At 50.8% G+C, this 16945-nt stretch carries 21 protein-coding genes and 1 other RNA gene; 18 read left to right on the plus strand and 4 right to left on the minus strand.

The window, feature by feature from the left end; genetic code table 11:
- Window positions 1–12: 12 nt before the first annotated feature.
- The gene (locus B5E77_RS14440; RefSeq protein ID WP_087166061.1) at window positions 13–459 is read right to left on the minus strand and encodes a hypothetical protein; all 447 of its coding nucleotides are present in this window, start codon (window positions 457–459) and stop codon (window positions 13–15) included.
- 122 nt (window positions 460–581) lie between these two features.
- Here B5E77_RS14440 and truA point away from each other — a divergent pair, with 122 nt between their 5' ends.
- On the plus strand, window positions 582–1322 hold the full coding sequence (gene truA / locus B5E77_RS14445) for a tRNA pseudouridine(38-40) synthase TruA (RefSeq protein WP_087166081.1): 741 nt from the start codon (window positions 582–584) through the stop codon (window positions 1320–1322).
- Window positions 1323–1405: 83 nt separating this feature from the next.
- The gene (locus tag B5E77_RS14450) at window positions 1406–2422 is read left to right on the plus strand and encodes an ABC transporter substrate-binding protein (protein WP_087166062.1); all 1017 of its coding nucleotides are present in this window, start codon (window positions 1406–1408) and stop codon (window positions 2420–2422) included.
- Between the two features lie 95 nt (window positions 2423–2517).
- On the opposite strand, the gene B5E77_RS14455 is transcribed toward B5E77_RS14450, so the two are convergent.
- Window positions 2518–4002 (minus strand): purple acid phosphatase family protein, encoded by a 1485-nt coding sequence (locus B5E77_RS14455; protein ID WP_162609714.1) that lies wholly within the window; start codon window positions 4000–4002, stop codon window positions 2518–2520.
- 168 nt (window positions 4003–4170) lie between these two features.
- On the opposite strand from B5E77_RS14455, the gene B5E77_RS16845 reads away from it, so the two are divergent.
- Window positions 4171–4893, plus strand: a complete 723-nt coding sequence (locus B5E77_RS16845) for a phosphatase (RefSeq protein WP_143468648.1) — start codon at window positions 4171–4173, stop codon at window positions 4891–4893.
- A 171-nt stretch (window positions 4894–5064) separates the two neighbouring features.
- Entirely contained in the window at window positions 5065–5352 is a 288-nt protein-coding gene (locus tag B5E77_RS14460; RefSeq protein ID WP_087166064.1) for a YerC/YecD family TrpR-related protein, read from the plus strand.
- Between the two features lie 39 nt (window positions 5353–5391).
- Here the strand turns inward: B5E77_RS14460 and B5E77_RS14465 are convergent, their stop codons facing one another.
- A complete protein-coding gene (locus B5E77_RS14465) occupies window positions 5392–6264 on the minus strand; it encodes a homocysteine S-methyltransferase family protein (protein WP_087166065.1) in 873 nt (290 codons plus the stop codon).
- Window positions 6265–6607: 343 nt separating this feature from the next.
- Here B5E77_RS14465 and ureA point away from each other — a divergent pair, with 343 nt between their 5' ends.
- The 9 genes from ureA to rnpB all read left to right on the plus strand — a co-directional run bounded on the left by ureA (window position 6608) and on the right by rnpB (window position 12809).
- Window positions 6608–6910, plus strand: a complete 303-nt coding sequence (gene ureA, locus B5E77_RS14470; RefSeq protein WP_087166066.1) for an urease subunit gamma — start codon at window positions 6608–6610, stop codon at window positions 6908–6910.
- Window positions 6911–6936: 26 nt separating this feature from the next.
- A complete protein-coding gene (locus B5E77_RS14475; protein WP_087166067.1) occupies window positions 6937–7296 on the plus strand; it encodes an urease subunit beta in 360 nt (119 codons plus the stop codon).
- Window positions 7297–7310: 14 nt separating this feature from the next.
- A complete protein-coding gene (gene ureB, locus B5E77_RS14480; protein WP_087166068.1) occupies window positions 7311–9032 on the plus strand; it encodes an urease subunit beta in 1722 nt (573 codons plus the stop codon).
- A 121-nt stretch (window positions 9033–9153) separates the two neighbouring features.
- Window positions 9154–9660: an AmiS/UreI family transporter gene (locus B5E77_RS14485; protein ID WP_087166069.1), complete on the plus strand. Its 507-nt coding sequence runs from the start codon at window positions 9154–9156 to the stop codon at window positions 9658–9660.
- Window positions 9661–9748: 88 nt separating this feature from the next.
- Window positions 9749–10237 carry an urease accessory protein UreE gene (locus B5E77_RS14490; RefSeq protein ID WP_087166070.1) on the plus strand — a complete coding sequence of 163 codons (489 nt, stop codon included), beginning with the start codon at window positions 9749–9751 and terminating at the stop codon, window positions 10235–10237.
- A 29-nt stretch (window positions 10238–10266) separates the two neighbouring features.
- Entirely contained in the window at window positions 10267–10959 is a 693-nt protein-coding gene (locus B5E77_RS14495; RefSeq protein WP_087166071.1) for an urease accessory protein UreF, read from the plus strand.
- Between the two features lie 50 nt (window positions 10960–11009).
- The gene (gene ureG, locus B5E77_RS14500) at window positions 11010–11618 is read left to right on the plus strand and encodes an urease accessory protein UreG (protein ID WP_087166072.1); all 609 of its coding nucleotides are present in this window, start codon (window positions 11010–11012) and stop codon (window positions 11616–11618) included.
- Entirely contained in the window at window positions 11615–12448 is an 834-nt protein-coding gene (locus B5E77_RS14505; RefSeq protein ID WP_242963756.1) for an urease accessory protein UreD, read from the plus strand. Before ureG ends, B5E77_RS14505 begins: the two co-directional genes overlap by 4 nt.
- A gap of 18 nt (window positions 12449–12466) precedes the next feature.
- An RNA gene (rnpB, locus tag B5E77_RS14510) (RNase P RNA component class A) lies at window positions 12467–12809 on the plus strand.
- A 67-nt stretch (window positions 12810–12876) separates the two neighbouring features.
- On the opposite strand, the gene B5E77_RS14515 is transcribed toward rnpB, so the two are convergent.
- Window positions 12877–13260, minus strand: coding sequence for a PH domain-containing protein (locus tag B5E77_RS14515; protein ID WP_087166083.1), 384 nt, complete (start codon window positions 13258–13260; stop codon window positions 12877–12879).
- Window positions 13261–13482: 222 nt separating this feature from the next.
- Here B5E77_RS14515 and pyrB point away from each other — a divergent pair, with 222 nt between their 5' ends.
- From pyrB to B5E77_RS14540, 5 genes are all read left to right on the plus strand, one after another.
- Window positions 13483–14400: an aspartate carbamoyltransferase gene (gene pyrB / locus B5E77_RS14520; RefSeq protein WP_087166073.1), complete on the plus strand. Its 918-nt coding sequence runs from the start codon at window positions 13483–13485 to the stop codon at window positions 14398–14400.
- A complete protein-coding gene (locus B5E77_RS14525) occupies window positions 14400–14840 on the plus strand; it encodes an aspartate carbamoyltransferase regulatory subunit (protein ID WP_087166074.1) in 441 nt (146 codons plus the stop codon). The genes pyrB and B5E77_RS14525 overlap by 1 nt, the downstream gene beginning before the upstream one ends.
- A 255-nt stretch (window positions 14841–15095) precedes the next feature.
- Window positions 15096–15413 carry a DUF6442 family protein gene (locus B5E77_RS14530; protein WP_087166075.1) on the plus strand — a complete coding sequence of 106 codons (318 nt, stop codon included), beginning with the start codon at window positions 15096–15098 and terminating at the stop codon, window positions 15411–15413.
- Window positions 15410–15616 (plus strand): helix-turn-helix transcriptional regulator, encoded by a 207-nt coding sequence (locus B5E77_RS14535; protein ID WP_087166076.1) that lies wholly within the window; start codon window positions 15410–15412, stop codon window positions 15614–15616. The genes B5E77_RS14530 and B5E77_RS14535 overlap by 4 nt, the downstream gene beginning before the upstream one ends.
- Window positions 15617–16067: 451 nt before the next feature.
- The gene (locus B5E77_RS14540; protein ID WP_087166077.1) at window positions 16068–16910 is read left to right on the plus strand and encodes a tyrosine-type recombinase/integrase; all 843 of its coding nucleotides are present in this window, start codon (window positions 16068–16070) and stop codon (window positions 16908–16910) included.
- Window positions 16911–16945: the final 35 nt, after the last annotated feature.

Below are 16945 nucleotides of genomic sequence, written 5' to 3' on the forward strand. Positions count from 1 at the left end.
ACAGAAAACCGCCTACAGATCTTCCCGGCAGAAATAGCAGCTGTAATTGCTGGGGTCTGAATGCTTGGGGATCAGATTGTCTGCTCCGCAGTAGCCGCAGCGGCATACTCTTTTGCCCTCAGGCACAGGCATCCAGTTTTCGTACCGTTCTCCTGCGTTGGGAGCCGGACGGTAAGGCTTGACAGGATCTATAAAGGTCCGGTTTTCAAGAGGCTGTTCCTTCCGCGGACGGTTTGGAGAGGCTGTCTGCTGCTTTCGGCGGAGGCCAGAGACCTTTTGTTCTTTCCTTCTGCCTGTTTTTGAAACGCTTTTTGAAGTGCTTCCAGAGCGGGAGGAAGCGGAAGAGGCCGGCCTTTGGGGCTGTGCGGTAAATGGCGGCGTCTGGCGGCTTTGATTTTTCTTTTTCGTATTTTGGTAGATGACTGCAATGATAATGATAAATATTATAATTTCGAACATAGCTTATCCCTCACATATATTTCGAGCTCCGGAGATAAAATGGCATCTGCCGGAGAGCTTGAAACAATTCACCTTCACCCTATATGATACACGAAAATACAGGAAAGGAAAAGCAGAAATTTATGAGAAATATCAAGCTGGTGCTTCAGTATGACGGGACCCGTTACAGCGGATGGCAGAGCCAGGAGCATGAAGAAAATACAATTCAGGGGCGGCTTACTGCACTGCTGGAGCGGATGACCGGGGAGCGTATTCACCTTATGGGCTCAGGACGGACTGACGCCGGAGTGCATGCGCTCGGACAGGTGGCAAATTTTAAGACAGAGTCTGAGCTGACCTGCGGAAAGCTACAGGACGCTCTGAACCGGTATCTTCCGGAGGATATCGCGGTCCTTTCTGTGGAGGAAGCGGAGCCTCGCTTTCACAGCAGGCTGAATGCCGTCCGGAAAACATATCGGTACCGGATCTGGACCAGCCCGGTACACAACGTCTTTGAAAGAAAATATCTGTATGAGCTGGGACAGGATCTGGACGAAAGCGCTATGGAGGAGGCGGCTGCCCTGCTCTGCGGCACACATGATTTCCGGGCGTTCAGCTCTTACCGCAGGACAAAAAAGTCTACGGTCCGGACTCTGGAACAGGTTGTGATAGAGCGAAAGGGAGCGGAGCTTTGCCTTGAATTTACCGGGAACGGATTTCTGTATCATATGGTGCGGATTCTGGCTGGAACGTTGATTGAAGTGGGGCTGCATAAGAAAAGTGCGGAGGAAATGAAAGAAATTCTGGCTTCCCTGGACAGAGAAAAAGCGGGATTTACAGCACCTGCCCAGGGGCTGTGCCTTGTGAATGTCGAATACCTCTGACAGGCTTTTTCAGGCACAGGCCTGCTGTCACCTTTTTTCGGCTGCTGTATATCATATAGTATTCGAAAAAAGGAGGATATCATATGAAAAAGAAGCTGTCTGTGCTTTTGCCGTCTGTCCTTATTGCGGCTGTCCTTTGCACGGGACTGGCCGGCTGCGGCAAGGATGGAGGGCAGGAAAAGGATTTGACGAAGGTGACGCTGAATGAGGTGGCTCATTCCATTTTTTACGCGCCTATGTATGTAGCCATTGAAGAAGGATACTTCGAGGAGGAAGGCATCGATTTGGAATTGATAAATGGCTTTGGGGCGGATAAAGTGATGACCGCCGTTCTCTCCGGTGAGGCAGATATCGGATTTATGGGATCTGAGGCGTCTATCTATGTTTACAGCCAGAATCCTGATGATTACATCGTAAATTTTGCCCAGCTGACCCAGCGGGCCGGAAATTTCCTGGTTTCCAGAGAACCCATGGAGGATTTTCAGTGGTCTGATCTGCGCGGAAGCTCTGTGCTCGGAGGACGAAAGGGCGGCATGCCCCAGATGGTCTTCGAGTATATTTTGAAAAAGAACAATCTGGATCCCACGGCGGATATGGATATTGACCAGAGCATCGATTTTGGTTCCACCGCCGCAGCCTTTTCCGGCGGATTGGCAGATTTTACGGTCGAATTCGAGCCTTCTGCTACTTTGCTGGAAAAGGAAGGCGCAGGCTATGTGGTAGCGTCTCTTGGCGTAGACTCCGGATACGTGCCCTATACGGCTTACAGCGCAAGACAGAGCTATATTGAAGAAAATCCGGAATTGATTCAGGGCTTTACCAACGCGCTTCAGAAGGGAATGGATTATGTACAGAATCATACTCCCGAAGAGATTGCTGAGGTGATTGCGCCCCAGTTTAAGGAGACCGATCTGGAGGATATCACGACGATCGTAACCCGTTATTATGAGCAGGATACCTGGAAGGAGGATCTGATTTTCGAGGAAGAGAGCTTTACGCTTCTGCAGGATATTCTGGATGAGGCAGGCGAGCTGGAGCAGAGAGTGCCGTATGAGGATCTGGTAAATACGGAGTTTGCAGCGAAGGCTGCAGAGCGGTGATGAAATACGGATTATGGTTCAGTCCTGGCTGAAAGCAGCCGGGCCTCGGGAAACAGATGGATTGTTTCCCGAGGCCCGTTTTGTACGCTGTTTCTTTATTCTTTACGGATTGTATATTCGTCGCATACGCTCCAGGTATCTACCTGATAAGCACGCATGTGAAGCTCTGTATCTGTCACATCAAAGCGGAGCGCCATTGGAGCATAGGGCTGCAGCAGCTCTACGATCCGGATCTCACTTTCAGGCTCGTGGTACAGGCAGCCGCTGGAGGTGCTGCAGGTAATATAAAGCGTGCCTTCCGGATTCACCGCGGTAGAGCCACTGGAATAGGGATATCCCTGGAGCGTCTCACAGAGTCCGTTGACGAAGGCAGTGCGGGAATAGACATGATCGTGTGCGCCAAGGACCAGATCGATATCGTTGGCCTCTGCAATACGTGCCAGATATTCCTTACAGTCCGTGTGAGTGCCTTCCGAACCGGGATACGCCGGAAAATGCTGGACAAGAATGCGCCATTTCGTATCCGGATGCTCCGCGACCACCTGGGCAGCATACTGCTCCTGAACCTCGCTTCCCTGGATGGTATTGCTGTTCAGCACGATAAAAAGGATATTTCCCCGGATAAAATAATAATTGCCGTCCTGATCGTACTGGCTCAGCCCAGTGTCGGAGCGGTTTGGGACATTAAAATGCTCGTAGAAGTAAGGAGCGCCTGGATGCCCATTTCTTTCAAGAGAATAGGAGTTTGGCACGTCATGGTTCCCTACTACGGGAGCCAGAGGGATACTGTACAGTGAGAGATGCTCCAGAAACAGCTCATATTCCTCCTGGCTGCCGTAATCTGCCACCTGATCTCCGAGATGGAACAGAAAAGAAGCTTCCGGCACATAGCTGGTCAGCCGGGTGAGAACGCTGTCCCAGCGTTCTGCCGTCGCAGAAGCTTCCTCCATTTCCGCCTGGCCAATCTGGGCGTCGGCAGTGACCAGAAAGGTCAGCGTATCCGGATCCGCATCCGGACACTGATAGCTGTATTCCGGGGACCACGCTTCGTCATTTCCGACCTGATAGGTATAGGAAGCGCCTGGAGTCAGATCGGAGACGACCGCTTTGTTTACATAATATCCGGGCACGGTTTCGGATGCAGTGCATTCAGAATCAAAGCTCTTGGTTTCTCCGGATGACGAGTCGGTCAGGCGCACCTGCCCTTTTTTAGAGCTGGGAGAAAGCCAGTTAAAGCGGAGCTCCGTCTCAGACGAACCTACTTCCATGGAAAGGCATTTGACAGCCGTGGTATTCAGGAGAGGCGCGCTTGTATAATCAGGAAGAAATGCATCTGCATATGTGGAATTTCCGGGGCTGTCTGCATTCTGTTCCGTAGATTCACCGGAAGCGTCGGAAGTATTTTCCTGGATGTCTGCGGATTCGTCAGGGCTGCCGGAAGCATTTCCCTGGGCAGACGTGGTTTGATTTGGCTGCCGGACAAGCATGCCGCCTGCCTTCCAGACGGCCAGCGCTGCAAGGAGCAGCAGGACAATCGCGGAAATGATAAGTCGAATGGAAATCGGTTTTCTTTCTTTCATAGTTCTCCTCCTCAAATATTGGGATAGTATACCATAAAGGCGGCAGAAGAAAAAGAAATCTGAAGAAAAATTAAGAATTGTATTTGCCTGAATTGGCGCATATAATAAGATGCGAAGACAGACTTGGTGATAAAGCAGAGAAAACACAGAGAAGAGGAGAAAAAGATGATCAGAGATATCATGGATACGCATACCCACACGCTGGCAAGCGGACATGCCTACAGCACGATCCGGGAAAACGCAGCCGCAGCCGCGGGGAGAGGCCTGGAGCTTCTGGCTGTTACCGAGCATGCGCCGCGTATGACAGGGAGCTGTCAGGCTATCTACTTTCAGAATTTGAAGGTAGTGGACCGCCATGCCTATGATGTAGAGCTTCTGATGGGAGTAGAGCTGAATATTCTGGACGAGCAGGGAACGGTCGATCTGATGGAAGGAACCCTCAGGCAGATGGATCTGGCGATTGCGAGCCTGCATATTCCATGCTTCGTGCCGGGAAGCCGCGAATACAATACACAGGCATGCCTGAATGCCATGAAAAATCCATATGTTCATATTCTGGGCCATCCGGACGATCCGAGATATCCTGTAGATTTCCGCGCGATCGTTCAGGGAGCGAAGGAGTATGGAGCGCTGCTGGAATTGAATGAAAATTCCCTTCGTCCCGGAGGCTCCCGCAAAAACGCAAAGCCACAGGATGTGGAGATGCTGAAGCTGTGCATGGAATACCAGGTTCCGATTGTCATAGGAAGCGACGCACATGTGGATACGGATGTGGGTCGTCACGATCTGGCTCATGCACTTCTGGAGGAACTGCAGTTTCCGGAGGAGCTGGTAGTGAACAGATCAGCGGAGCTTTTGAAGAGCATACTGAAAGATAAGAGCGGCCGTTAAGCTGTGTTTGAATTCAGCGCGGATAGCAGGGAAAAAGGAAAATGCAGAGAAATGTCTGCAATGGCTTCTGGACTTTAAAATTTTACTGTGATAAAATACGGGTAGGCCCGTTCCGCCTGAGAGGAAACGGGGACGCAAAATCCGACCACAGGAGATTAAAAGGAGAGAACCGTGAACAGGAAGATAAGGACAGAAGCTGTAGATTTTTTGTTTGATGCGATTTTAAGCCTGAAAAACAGGGAAGAGTGCTATACCTTTTTTGAGGATGTATGCACAATCAACGAACTGCTGTCTCTGTCACAGCGCTTTGAAGTGGCAAAGATGCTTCGGGAGCAGAAGACCTATCTTGAGATTGCTGAGAAGACGGGAGCTTCTACAGCGACCATAAGCAGGGTAAACCGTTCCCTGAATTATGGAAACGACGGCTATGATATGGTCTTTGAACGGCTGGAACAGTAGCAGAAACAGGGAGAGTAGGAGAGAACACAAAAAAGGCGCTCAAGCGAGCGCCTTTTTTAATTCGCGGATGAATTCCGGTGTTGTGCCGCAGCAGCCGCCCAGTATGGACGCGCCGGCCCGGCGCAGTGCCTTCATATGTCCGGCGAATTCTTCCGGGCCCATATGGTAAACAGCTTCGCCTGTTTCGCTGATTGTGGGCATTCCGGCGTTTGGCTTGGCGATAACGGGGATAGAGACCCGGTCTCGGATTCCGGAGATGACGGCCTCCAGCTGGTCTGGTCCGGTAGAACAGTTGCAGCCTACAGCGGCAGCTCCTATGGCTTCCAGCTCCTCGACAGCGTCATAGATATTTCCTCCGAAAAAGAGACTTCCGTCTGCCTCTATAGTCAGCGTACAGAGAACAGGCAGGTCACAGACAGAGGCGGCAGCGTCAAGGAGTACCAGGGTTTCATTGGAGGCCAGCATGGTTTCTGCAACCAGCAAATCGACTCCGGCATCCACAAGGTATGTGATCTGTTCCCGGTAAGCCTCATAGAGTGCGTCATAAGACATGGGGCCCAGCGGCTCCATCATTTTTCCGGTAGTGGTGAGATCTCCGGCGATAAGAGCCCGGCCGCCGGAAGCCGTTTTACTTAAGGATACCAGTGCTTTGTTCAGAGCTTCTGTCTCGTCTGCCAGCCCGTGTTCCCGCAGGCTTATGCGGTTTGCCATAAAGGTGGGAGCGTAGATGATATCGGAGCCTGCTTCCACATAATCCTTTTGGAGCTTTATCAGTATGTCCGGATGATCAGCCACCCATTTTTCCGTACAGATTCCCTTTGGCATTCCTGCCTTCATCAGATTAGAGCCGGTGGCACCGTCGAGAATCAGGGGGCCCTTGTTCAGCCGGTCGAGAAGTTCCTGTCTGGTCATGCCGTTTCCTCGCTTTTCTTTTATGTATCCCCACGGAGGGGAAAACACCGGGGACTGCAGGCGGAAATACGCTTCTGCGCCTGCGGTCAGTGAAACATTTTCTATATCAGTATAGTACAAAAACGATGGTTCGTAAAGTCAGAAAAAGATTCGGAAGAGAGGACGGGAAACAGAAAAAAATACGGTTTGTGCGGAAAGGCTTGACGGGAGCTATAAAATCAGGTTAAAATTTGCCGGTAATAGGAAAGCTTTCTATCAGGAAAAAGATTGAGACAGACAAAGAGGTCACGACAGCCTTTATTGTCTGTTTTTTTATGCTTTGAAAGGAGGAGTATCATACATCATGCGGCTGAATCCAAAGGAAAAGGAAAAACTGCTTCTGCACCTTGCCGGAAGCCTGGCAAAGGAACGCAGGGAAAGAGGCCTGAAGCTGAATTATCCGGAGGCTCTGGCCTATATAAGCTCGGAGCTGATGGAGCTTGCAAGAGACGGGAAGACCGTCGTGGAGCTGATGCAGCTCGGGACCAAGCTTCTGACGAGAACGGATGTCATGGAGGGCGTAGCAGACATGATCGATGAAGTTCAGGTGGAAGCCACCTTCCCGGACGGCACAAAGCTGGTAACGGTCCACAATCCGATACGGTAAGCCCTGCGGCAGAAAGGAGAATGTTCATGAAAATCGGAGAAATCATGCCCCTCGACCGGGATATTACTTTAAATGAAGGAAAAGAAACGGTAGTTCTTCTTGTGGCAAATACGGGGGACCGGCCGGTCCAGGTAGGATCCCATTATCATTTTTTTGAGGTGAACAGAAGACTTTCCTTTGACAGGGAGAAGGCATATGGGTATCACCTGGACATTCCATCGGGAACCTCGGTGCGTTTTGAGCCGGGTGAAGCGAAGGAGGTGCAGCTTACGCGGATGGGCGGGCGGCGCAGGGTATTCGGCCTGAGTGATCTGACATGTGCGCAGGCAGGAGAGGATACGCTGGATAGATCCATGGAACGCGCGAAGCTGAAGGGATTTCTGTAAGGAGGCGAAGGACAGTGAGTGTAAAAATATCAGGCAGTAAATATGCGGCCATGTATGGCCCCACTGTGGGCGATAAGGTGCGTCTGGCCGACACAAGCCTTATAATAGAAGTGGAAAAGGATTATACCACCTATGGAGATGAAGTAAAATTCGGAGGCGGAAAGACCATCCGTGATGGTATGGGACAGTCTGTGAAGACGAAAAGCGCGGACGGAGATCTGGATCTGGTGATTACCAATGCGCTGATCGTGGATGTAAATGGTATCGTTAAGGCGGATATCGGAATCAAGGACGGAAAAATCAAAGGAATCGGAAAAGCGGGAAATCCGGACATTATGGACGGCGTGACGCCTGGCATGACAGTGGGAGCGTCCACGGAGGCCCTCGCAGGAGAGAATCTTATCGTGACAGCGGGCGGAATCGATACGCATATCCATTTTATCAGCCCCCAGCAGATTGACTGCGCGCTGTACAGCGGCATAACCACAATGATCGGAGGAGGCACAGGGCCTGCGGATGGAACCAATGCGACCACCTGTACGCCTGGTCCCTGGAATCTGAAGATGATGCTGAAGGCGGCAGAGGAATATCCGATGAATCTCGGTTTCCTCGGAAAAGGCAACTGCTCCGACGAGCAGCCGCTGATCGAGCAGATCAAAGCCGGAGCTATGGGACTTAAGATTCACGAGGACTGGGGCTCCACTCCCGCTGTCATCGACCACTGCCTGAACGTGGCGGATGATTATGACGTGCAGGTAGCGATTCATACGGACACCCTGAATGAAGGCGGCTGCGTGGAGGACACGCTGGCGGCCATCGGAGGCCGGACCATTCACACCTATCATACAGAGGGAGCGGGCGGAGGCCACGCGCCGGATATCATCCGCGCGGCAGCGGCCCCCAATGTGCTTCCATCCTCCACGAATCCGACCATGCCGTACACGGTCAATACCATTGACGAGCACCTGGATATGCTGATGGTTTGCCATCATCTGGATAAACGGATTCCGGAGGATATCGCCTTCGCGGATTCCCGTATCCGCCCGGAGACCATCGCGGCGGAGGACGTGCTTCATGACATGGGCATTTTCAGCATGATGAGCTCTGATTCCCAGGCCATGGGCCGCGTGGGCGAGGTTATCGCCCGGACCTGGCAGACGGCCAGCAAGATGAAGGACGAAAGAGGCGCGCTCCCGGAGGATGAGGGCCACGGAAATGACAACTTCCGCGTAAAACGGTACATAGCGAAATACACGATTAACCCGGCTGTCACCCATGGAATCTCTCAGTATGTGGGCTCTGTGGAGGAAGGGAAGCTGGCGGATCTGGTTCTGTGGAACCCTGCCTTTTTCGGAATCAAGCCGGATATGATTATCAAGGGCGGCATGATTCTTGCTTCCAAGATGGGAGACGCCAACGCGTCTATTCCCACCACGCAGCCGGTGTTCTATCAGCCCATGTTCGCCGCCCATGGCAAGGCGAAATACGAAGCCTGCCTGACCTTTGTTTCCAGGGCGGCCATGGAAGAGAACGTGAAAGAAAAATATGGGCTGGAAAAGGCAGTGGTTCCCGTATCCGGCTGCCGCAGCGTCGGAAAGAAGGATATGGCATACAACAGCAGCACCCCGGAGCTGACCGTTGATCCCGAGACGTACCGGGTTACAGTGGACGGAGAAGAGATTACCTCAAAGCCGGCGGAAAAGCTGCCGCTGACCCAGCTCTACAGCCTGTTCTGACAAGGCAGGCGGCGGAAAACGGGGGCGGCTGCAGGCTGCCTGCAGCCGCCTGTGAAAAACCGGGAAGTGCCGGGACGGATAGACGCGGCCGGTTCCCGGGAGAGAGGAGATTATGAAATAAATGTTAGGAGTTTGTCTGTTATTTGTAGGAATTGTACTGATAAACAATGGTATGTGCGCCCTGTACAAGGTGGATGGAAAATCTGCGGCTGTCATGAACATCCTGACCGGCACGCTTTCTCTGTTTATCAATTTTGTAAATCTGGTAAACGGGGATTATTACGCGGCCGGAACGGGTCTTTTGTTCTGCTTTACCTACCTTTTTGTGGCTTTCAGCAGACTGCTGAACCTAAGCCCTGTCCCTTTTGCCTGGTTCTCCACGTTCGTGGCTGTCAATGCTCTGGTATTCGGAACCATTGAGGGTGTGACCGGGAGCGAGGCCCTTGGCATCACTGCAGATATCCGCTGGGCGGGCATCTGGTATCTGTGGGCCATCCTCTGGGGAACCTCTTTTGTAGAGGATATCCTGGGGAAAAAGCTTGGGCGCTTTGTGCCGCTGCTGCAGATTTTTGAGGGCGTGGTGACGGCCTGGATTCCGGGCGTTATGATGCTGCTGCAAGTATGGTAACGCCGGTACGTGGTGTACCAGGGGGCGTATTGTCCCCTGTGACATCGGCGCCGGAGAACGGAGAAAGACAGAGCAGAAGGAGAATACTATGCTGTGCGAACAGATTTATGGGAAATTAAGTGAGACAGATACAGCCGGAAGGGTTGTGGAATATGTGAATATTGAGTGGCACGAGGCTTTTAAGAAAATACACCGCAAGACTACGGATAAGGGCCGGGAGATCGGAATCCGCATGGATGATTCCGTACTGAGCCGGGGGCTTCTCCAGGACGACGTGCTCTACGAGGATGACAGGCTGGTGATCGCTGTGAACACGCCGCCCTGCGAGGTGATAGAGATATCCTTTGAGGAGGGGCATGGCTTCATGGCGGCGAAGGTCTGCTATGAGATAGGAAACAGGCATGCGCCGCTGTTCTGGGGAGACACTTACGATACCTTTACGGCAGTTTATGATGAGCCGATGCTTGCGATGCTCTCAAGGCTTCATGGAGTAAAGACAGCCAGAGCCGTGAAAAAGCTGGATTTTGACCGGAGAATTTCCGCCTCTGTTTCTCATCATCACTCTCACGGCGCATGAAGACAAGTACAGAGTGAGGCGGAAGGCTTATGAAAGAACGGGATTTTTACCTGCTTCAGGTCAATGACGCACTGTTTCCCATAGGGGGCTACTCCCATTCCCAGGGACTGGAGACTTATATCCAGAAGGGGCTGGTCCATGATGAGAAAAGCGCGGAAGAATATATCAGAAACAGGCTTCGCTGGAGCCTGACATATACGGATCTGCTGGCAGTCCGGCTGGCTTACGAATATGCACAGCAGGAGGAACTGGAAAAGCTGGAGGAACTGGAGGAGCTTCTGGAGGCATCGAGGGTTCCTGCAGAGCAGCGGGAAGCGGCCCGGAAAATGGGTTCCCGCTTTGCAAAAACCATAGAAAGGCTTGAGCTTCCTGTCTGTGCGATGGGAATCTTTCCTGATTTTCTGGAAAAGCGGAAGGGAAAGACGGTGAGCCACTGCTGTATCTACGGCGTATTCTGTGCCTGTCTGGACACAGGGGAGGAGGAATGCCTGTCTCATTATCTGTATGCGCAGGCCTCTGCCATGGTGACCAACTGTGTGAAGACCGTTCCCTTAAGCCAGAGCGCGGGCCAGAAGCTGCTGGCGGGCTTTTTCCGGGAATTTGAAGAAATCCTGGAGGAAGTAATGTCCTGCGGCGGGGAGAAGCTGTGCCTATCGGCTCCGGGCTTCGACCTGCGGGGGATTCAGCATGAGAGGCTGTATTCACGGCTGTATATGTCATAAGGCTATATGCCATAAGAGCATATGTGTCACAAAGAATGGGAGGAGAAACAATGTCATATGTGAAAATCGGCGTGGCAGGCCCGGTGGGTTCCGGGAAAACCGCGCTTATTGAGATACTGTCGCGTAAGATGGCAGGTGAGTACAGCATAGCTGTCATTACCAATGATATTTATACGAAAGAGGACGCGCAGTTTCTGGCCAGGAACAGTGTACTGCCCGAGGAGCGCATCATCGGCGTGGAAACCGGAGGCTGTCCCCATACCGCCATCCGAGAGGATGCTTCCATGAATATAGAAGCTGTGGATGAGATGCTGGAGCGGTTTCCGGATGTGGAAATCCTGTTCATCGAAAGCGGCGGGGACAATCTGTCAGCCACATTCAGTCCGGAGCTTGTGGATGCGACAATTTTTGTCATCGATGTGGCAGAGGGGGAAAAGATCCCGAGAAAGGGCGGGCCTGGAATTACCCGCTCTGATCTTCTGGTTATCAATAAGATTGACCTGGCGCCCTATGTAGGAGCGGATCTTGGCGTAATGGAACGGGATTCCCGTAAAATGCGGGGCAGTCGTCCCTTTATCTTTACCAACATTCGCGGAGACGAGCATGTGGATGATGTGGCGGTATGGATCAGGAAAAACGTGCTGCTGGAGGATATGTGAGGGGAAGAACAGAGAAAATGACGGAGAAGCAGATGGTCAATCAGTTTGGAAAAGTATCAAGGTTTGCAGTCCATGCACAGAAGCGGGAAGGGCGTACCATCCTTTCCGACGTATCCTTTACGGCTCCTTACAAGCTGATGGCGCCGTTTGAAAAGCCGGACGGGAGGATTCAGATTATGCCTCTCTGCGCTTCCGCAGGCATTATGCGGGGCGACAGACAGGAATTTTCCTATGAAGCAGGGGAAGGTGCGGATCTGGAAATTCTCTCACAGTCCTTCGAAAAGATTCATAAGATGGACGGCGGAGCCGCTTACAGGCATATCCGGGCCAGGGTGGAGAAGGGGGCCTCTCTTTACTGCTGTCCGCAGCCGGTGATTCCCTTCGCGGGATCGGCCTATGACAGCGAGACGGAGATATATCTGGCGGACAAAAGCGCCAGGCTTTTCTGGCTGGAAATCATCTGTTCCGGAAGAGTCGCTCATGATGAACAGTTTGCCTTCCGGCGCTTTTCTTCTCTTGTGCGGATTTACCGGGAGGGAAAACTGATCTACCGGGATAATACCTGCTATGAGCCGGACAGGATGCCCATGCGGGGGCTTGGTATGTTCGAGAGCTGTACGCATCTGGCAAATATCTTTCTTTCCGCTTCCTTCGGAGATCTGCGGGAGCCTATCTGGGATCTGCTTGAAAAGGAAACAGAATGCGAGGGAGGCGTAACTTTGCTTCCCGGAGAGGATCTGGCTGTGCGGATTTTCGGAAACCGGGCGCAGACACTTGAGAAGGCTGCGGAGCGGATCAAAGGGCTTGCCAGAACATGCGCTGCGTGTTAGAATAAAGAACCGGGAATGCAGGTAAAGCAGGTGTTCGCGGCTGACAGGCCGAAAGGCGTCAGGTGAGGAAAGTCCGGGCTCCGCAGGGCAGGACGCCGGATAACGTCCGGTAGAGGCGACTCTAAGGAAAGTGCAACAGAAATGTACCGCCAGGAAGCTGGTAAGGGTGGAAGGGCAGTGTAAGAGACTACCGCCCGCCTGGTAACAGGCGGGGCACATGTAAACCCCGTCCGGAGCAAGACCGAAACGAGACATAAGCCGGCCCGGCTGTCTCAGGTAGGTTGCTTGATTCTGCCGGCGACGGCAGAGCTAGATAGATGAACACCCACGACATAACCCGGCTTATCGCTTTGCCTGTGTATAACAGGAAGGGGGTCCTCAAAACCGCAAGTTCCGGTAACTGCGGTTTTGAGGACCCCCTTTCCAGGTTATTCTGCAGGCTCGTCTGCTTCAAGCCCGAAATCCCGTTCGGCTCCTATATCCTGCATATTCAGGGTCCGCCGCTTCATGCGCTGCTCCTCAGACTGTTCCAGAATAAAATCCTTGATTGTTCTGGCGTTTTTGATATGCTGAAGCTCCAGCCGTGGATGTGTCGTGTCACCTGTGCTGCAGATAACGGTGCCGAGACCGAAAATCCTTTCCAGAAGGCTGGTGTTCAGGGTCACGTCCTGAATCTTATACATATAACAGTCATTTTCCTTCCGGTTCAGAAGTCCTTCGTCTATCGTGATAAGATCGCCCTTTATCGTGTAGGTGGTAAAGGTAAAGGGCAGCCCTAAGAATACCCACCGTTTCCTTTCTTTAAATTCCATGCCAGACTCCTTTCCGCGCTTATCCGGCCCGCAGCTTCGGGCCGGATATTCCATTATGTGCCTACAGAAAAGTATACCGGAAAAATCGCAGATTTGCAAAATATATTTGTTGAAATTGAAAAGGTTTTGATGTAACATAGTACAGGAAAAGATCCGGCCTGCATACATTCAGTATCTGGCAGGCCGGAGAGCTCTTGATAGATAGAATAGTGGGAGGTAATTATGAGACATCTGATGAGCCCGCTGGATTTTTCTGTAGAAGAGCTGGATCGTCTGCTTGATCTGGCTGGAGATATTGAGAAGAATCCTGCAAAATATGCGCATGCCTGTGACGGAAAGGTTCTGGCAACTTTGTTTTATGAGCCGAGTACAAGAACAAGGCTGAGTTTTGAATCCGCTATGATCCACCTGGGTGGACAGGTCTTAGGCTTCTCCAGTGCGGCGTCCAGCTCTGCATCCAAGGGAGAAAGTGTTTCTGATACGATTCGTATGATTTCCTGTTATGCTGATATATGCGCCATGCGCCATCCAAAAGAAGGAGCGCCTATGGTAGCCACGGCTGTTTCATCGATCCCTGTGATCAATGCAGGCGACGGCGGACATCAGCATCCCACGCAGACTTTGACGGACCTGATGACCATCCGTTCGCTGAAGGGCAGGCTTGATCATCTGACTATCGGCCTGTGCGGCGATTTGAAATTTGGCCGTACCGTGCATTCTCTGATTAAGGCTCTGGTACGCTATGATAACATTGATTTTGTATGCATTTCCCCAGAGGAACTGAAGATTCCGGATTATATCCGGGAAGATGTGCTGGAAGCGAATCAGAAATCATACAGAGAGGTGGAACGCCTCGAAGACGTAATCGGAGATCTGGACCTGCTCTACATGACCAGAGTACAGAGAGAGCGGTTCTTTAACGAGGAAGATTATGTACGCCTGAAGGATTTCTATATTCTGGACAAAAAGAAAATGAAGCTTGCAAGGCCGGATATGCTGGTGCTGCACCCGCTGCCCAGAGTCAATGAAATTTCCGTGGAAGTGGACAGCGACCCGAGAGCAGCGTATTTCAAGCAGGTTCAGTATGGCGTGTATGTCCGCATGGCCCTGATTCTCACACTTCTGGAGGTGACTGTGTAATGGCAAAGAGCGTATTGAATGTAGGCCGGATTTCGGAAGGCTTCGTGCTGGATCATATTCAGGCTGGAAAAAGCATGGAAATCTATAAATATCTAAATCTGGACAAGCTGGATTGTACCGTGGCTATCATTAAGAATGCCCGCAGCGCCAAAATGGGCGTTAAGGATATTATGAAGATTGAGTGTCCGATTGATTACATTGATTTGGATGTGCTGGGCTTTATCGATCATAATATCACAGTCAATATTGTAAAGGATGATGAAGTGGTGGAGAAGTCCACGCTGACGCTTCCCAAGGAGATCCGCAATATTATCAAATGTAAAAATCCCCGCTGCATTACCTCCATCGAGCAGGAGCTGGATCAGGTGTTCATTCTGACTGATCCCCGCAAGGAGGTTTACCGCTGCAAATACTGCGAAGAGAAATACGAGAGAAAATAGACAGAAAACAAACAGAACATAAACAGCAGATGAGCAGGAAAGTATCCCGAAGGCCTGAAAAGACCGGAGGGATGCTTTTTTTGCTGAATAGCTGTTTGACAGCCAGATTCCGGTCTTAGCTTTCGGAAAGCAGGAGAATATCCACAGGGCCCGGGCAGGTGGAAAGATAAATTGATTGACAAGAAAACTTGGCGATGATAAGATAAAATTGACAAGAAAACTTGGCGGCAATCTGTATCTTATGGAGGGAAACCTATGGATAAGGAAGAAATTCTGGAGAGAAGCAGACAGGAAAACGTGGATGAGGGAATGATTGATGCGCAGAACAGGGGAAACAGGCTTGGAATTATCATATGTACTGCAGTTTTCTGCTTTTTTGCCATTTTCAACGCAGTCTTTGATCAGAATAACGATCTTCTTCTGGTTATGTATGGGAGCTTTATCGTAGCGGAGGCTTATGAAACATACAGATTTACAGGAAAGAAAAAGCTGTTTCTGTGGATTGCCTTGGGAATTCTTGTGATGTTACTGTTTTCCATTCATTATATAGGCAAGGTTGTGAGCGCGCTGTGAAGGAAGAACTGATACTGAAAAACCGTTTGAAAGAAGCGAGAGTGGAAAAGAATCTGTCCCAGGCCCGGCTTGCCCAGATGGTGGGAGTCTCCCGCAATACAATCAGTTCCATTGAGACAGGACAGTTTAATCCTACCGCAAAGCTGGCGCTGATCCTGTGCATTGCGCTGGATAAAAAATTTGAAGAGCTGTTTTATTTTTAAATACCCGGGAGGAGCAGAAAACTGTTATTCATAGAGGGATAATAAAAAAGCAGGGCGCCCGGTTGTGATAAGGCGTTCCTGCATTGATTTCGAGGGAGTGGGGCTTCCTCACGGAAGCCCCTGAGTGTTATGAATGAAATACTGATATGTGTTCCTGCTACGATTATTACTATACCAGAGAATTAAGGCTAAATTGTGTCCAGTCTATAAAAAAAGTATAACTATAATTAAGAAATTCTTAGGAATGCGGGAAGAAATGCAAAAGATGCTTCAAAGGCCCCAAAAGGCTTGAGAAGCGTCTTTTATTTATGGGAAATAGAAAGCCGGCAGGTACCCTCAGCTGACAAGGAGCGGGTGTGTTTTTTCCAACTGAGGGTATGAAAAATAAAAATAGCAGCAAACTTAAGAAGAGCGGCTCTGCCGTAAAAAACAACAGGAGGTACAGATTAGAATGGAAAACAGGTACATCACGGAAACTATGCAGAGGGATTACAGAGATTATCTGGAAGAGGAGGAAAAGAGCAGAAACACCATAGAAAAATATATGCGAGACATCCGCGCGTTTCGGGTCTGGCTGTCAGACCGCCCGCTTAGCAGGCAGGAGCTGCTGGCTTATAAAGAAACGCTGAAAAAAGACTATGCAGTACGGAGCATTAATTCTATGCTTTCATCTATTAACAGTTTTCTGCGGCATTACGGCTGGACAGACTGCTGCGTCCGTCAGATGCGGGTACAGAATCAGGTGTTTTGCGCGCAGGAAAAAGAATTGTCGAAGGAAGAATACAGAAGGCTGGTGGCAGCTGCCAGAAGAAAAAAGAAATACCGGCTGGAAGCGGCGCTGCAGACAGTCTGCGCTACCGGAATCCGAATCAGTGAGCTCTCTTTTATTACGGTGGAGGCTGTGTTCCGGGGAAGCGTCGAGGTATCTTGCAAAGGAAAATACAGGCAGGTTTTTCTCCCTCATAAGCTTCAGCTTATTTTAAGGCGGTATATTCGGGAAAGGAAAATCCGGAGAGGGCCGGTTTTCGTAACAGAAAGCGGGAAGGTCTGGGACAGAAGCAACATTTGGAGAGAAATGAAAGCGCTGTGTCAGGAAGCAAGGGTCAACCCGGAAAAGGTATTTCCGCACAATCTGCGCCATCTATTTGCAAGGACCTATTACAGCATGAAAAAGGATATTGCAAAGCTGGCAGATATTCTGGGTCATTCCAGCATCAATACCACGCGCATCTATATTATATCCTCGGGAAGAGAACACCAGCGGCAGATCAGCCGTCTGGGGCTTGTGATATGACATAAAAAAACAACATAATGGTGATTATGTTGTAC

This window comes from Lachnoclostridium sp. An131 (assembly GCF_002160825.1).
In the GTDB taxonomy this organism is placed as follows: domain Bacteria; phylum Bacillota; class Clostridia; order Lachnospirales; family Lachnospiraceae; genus Laedolimicola.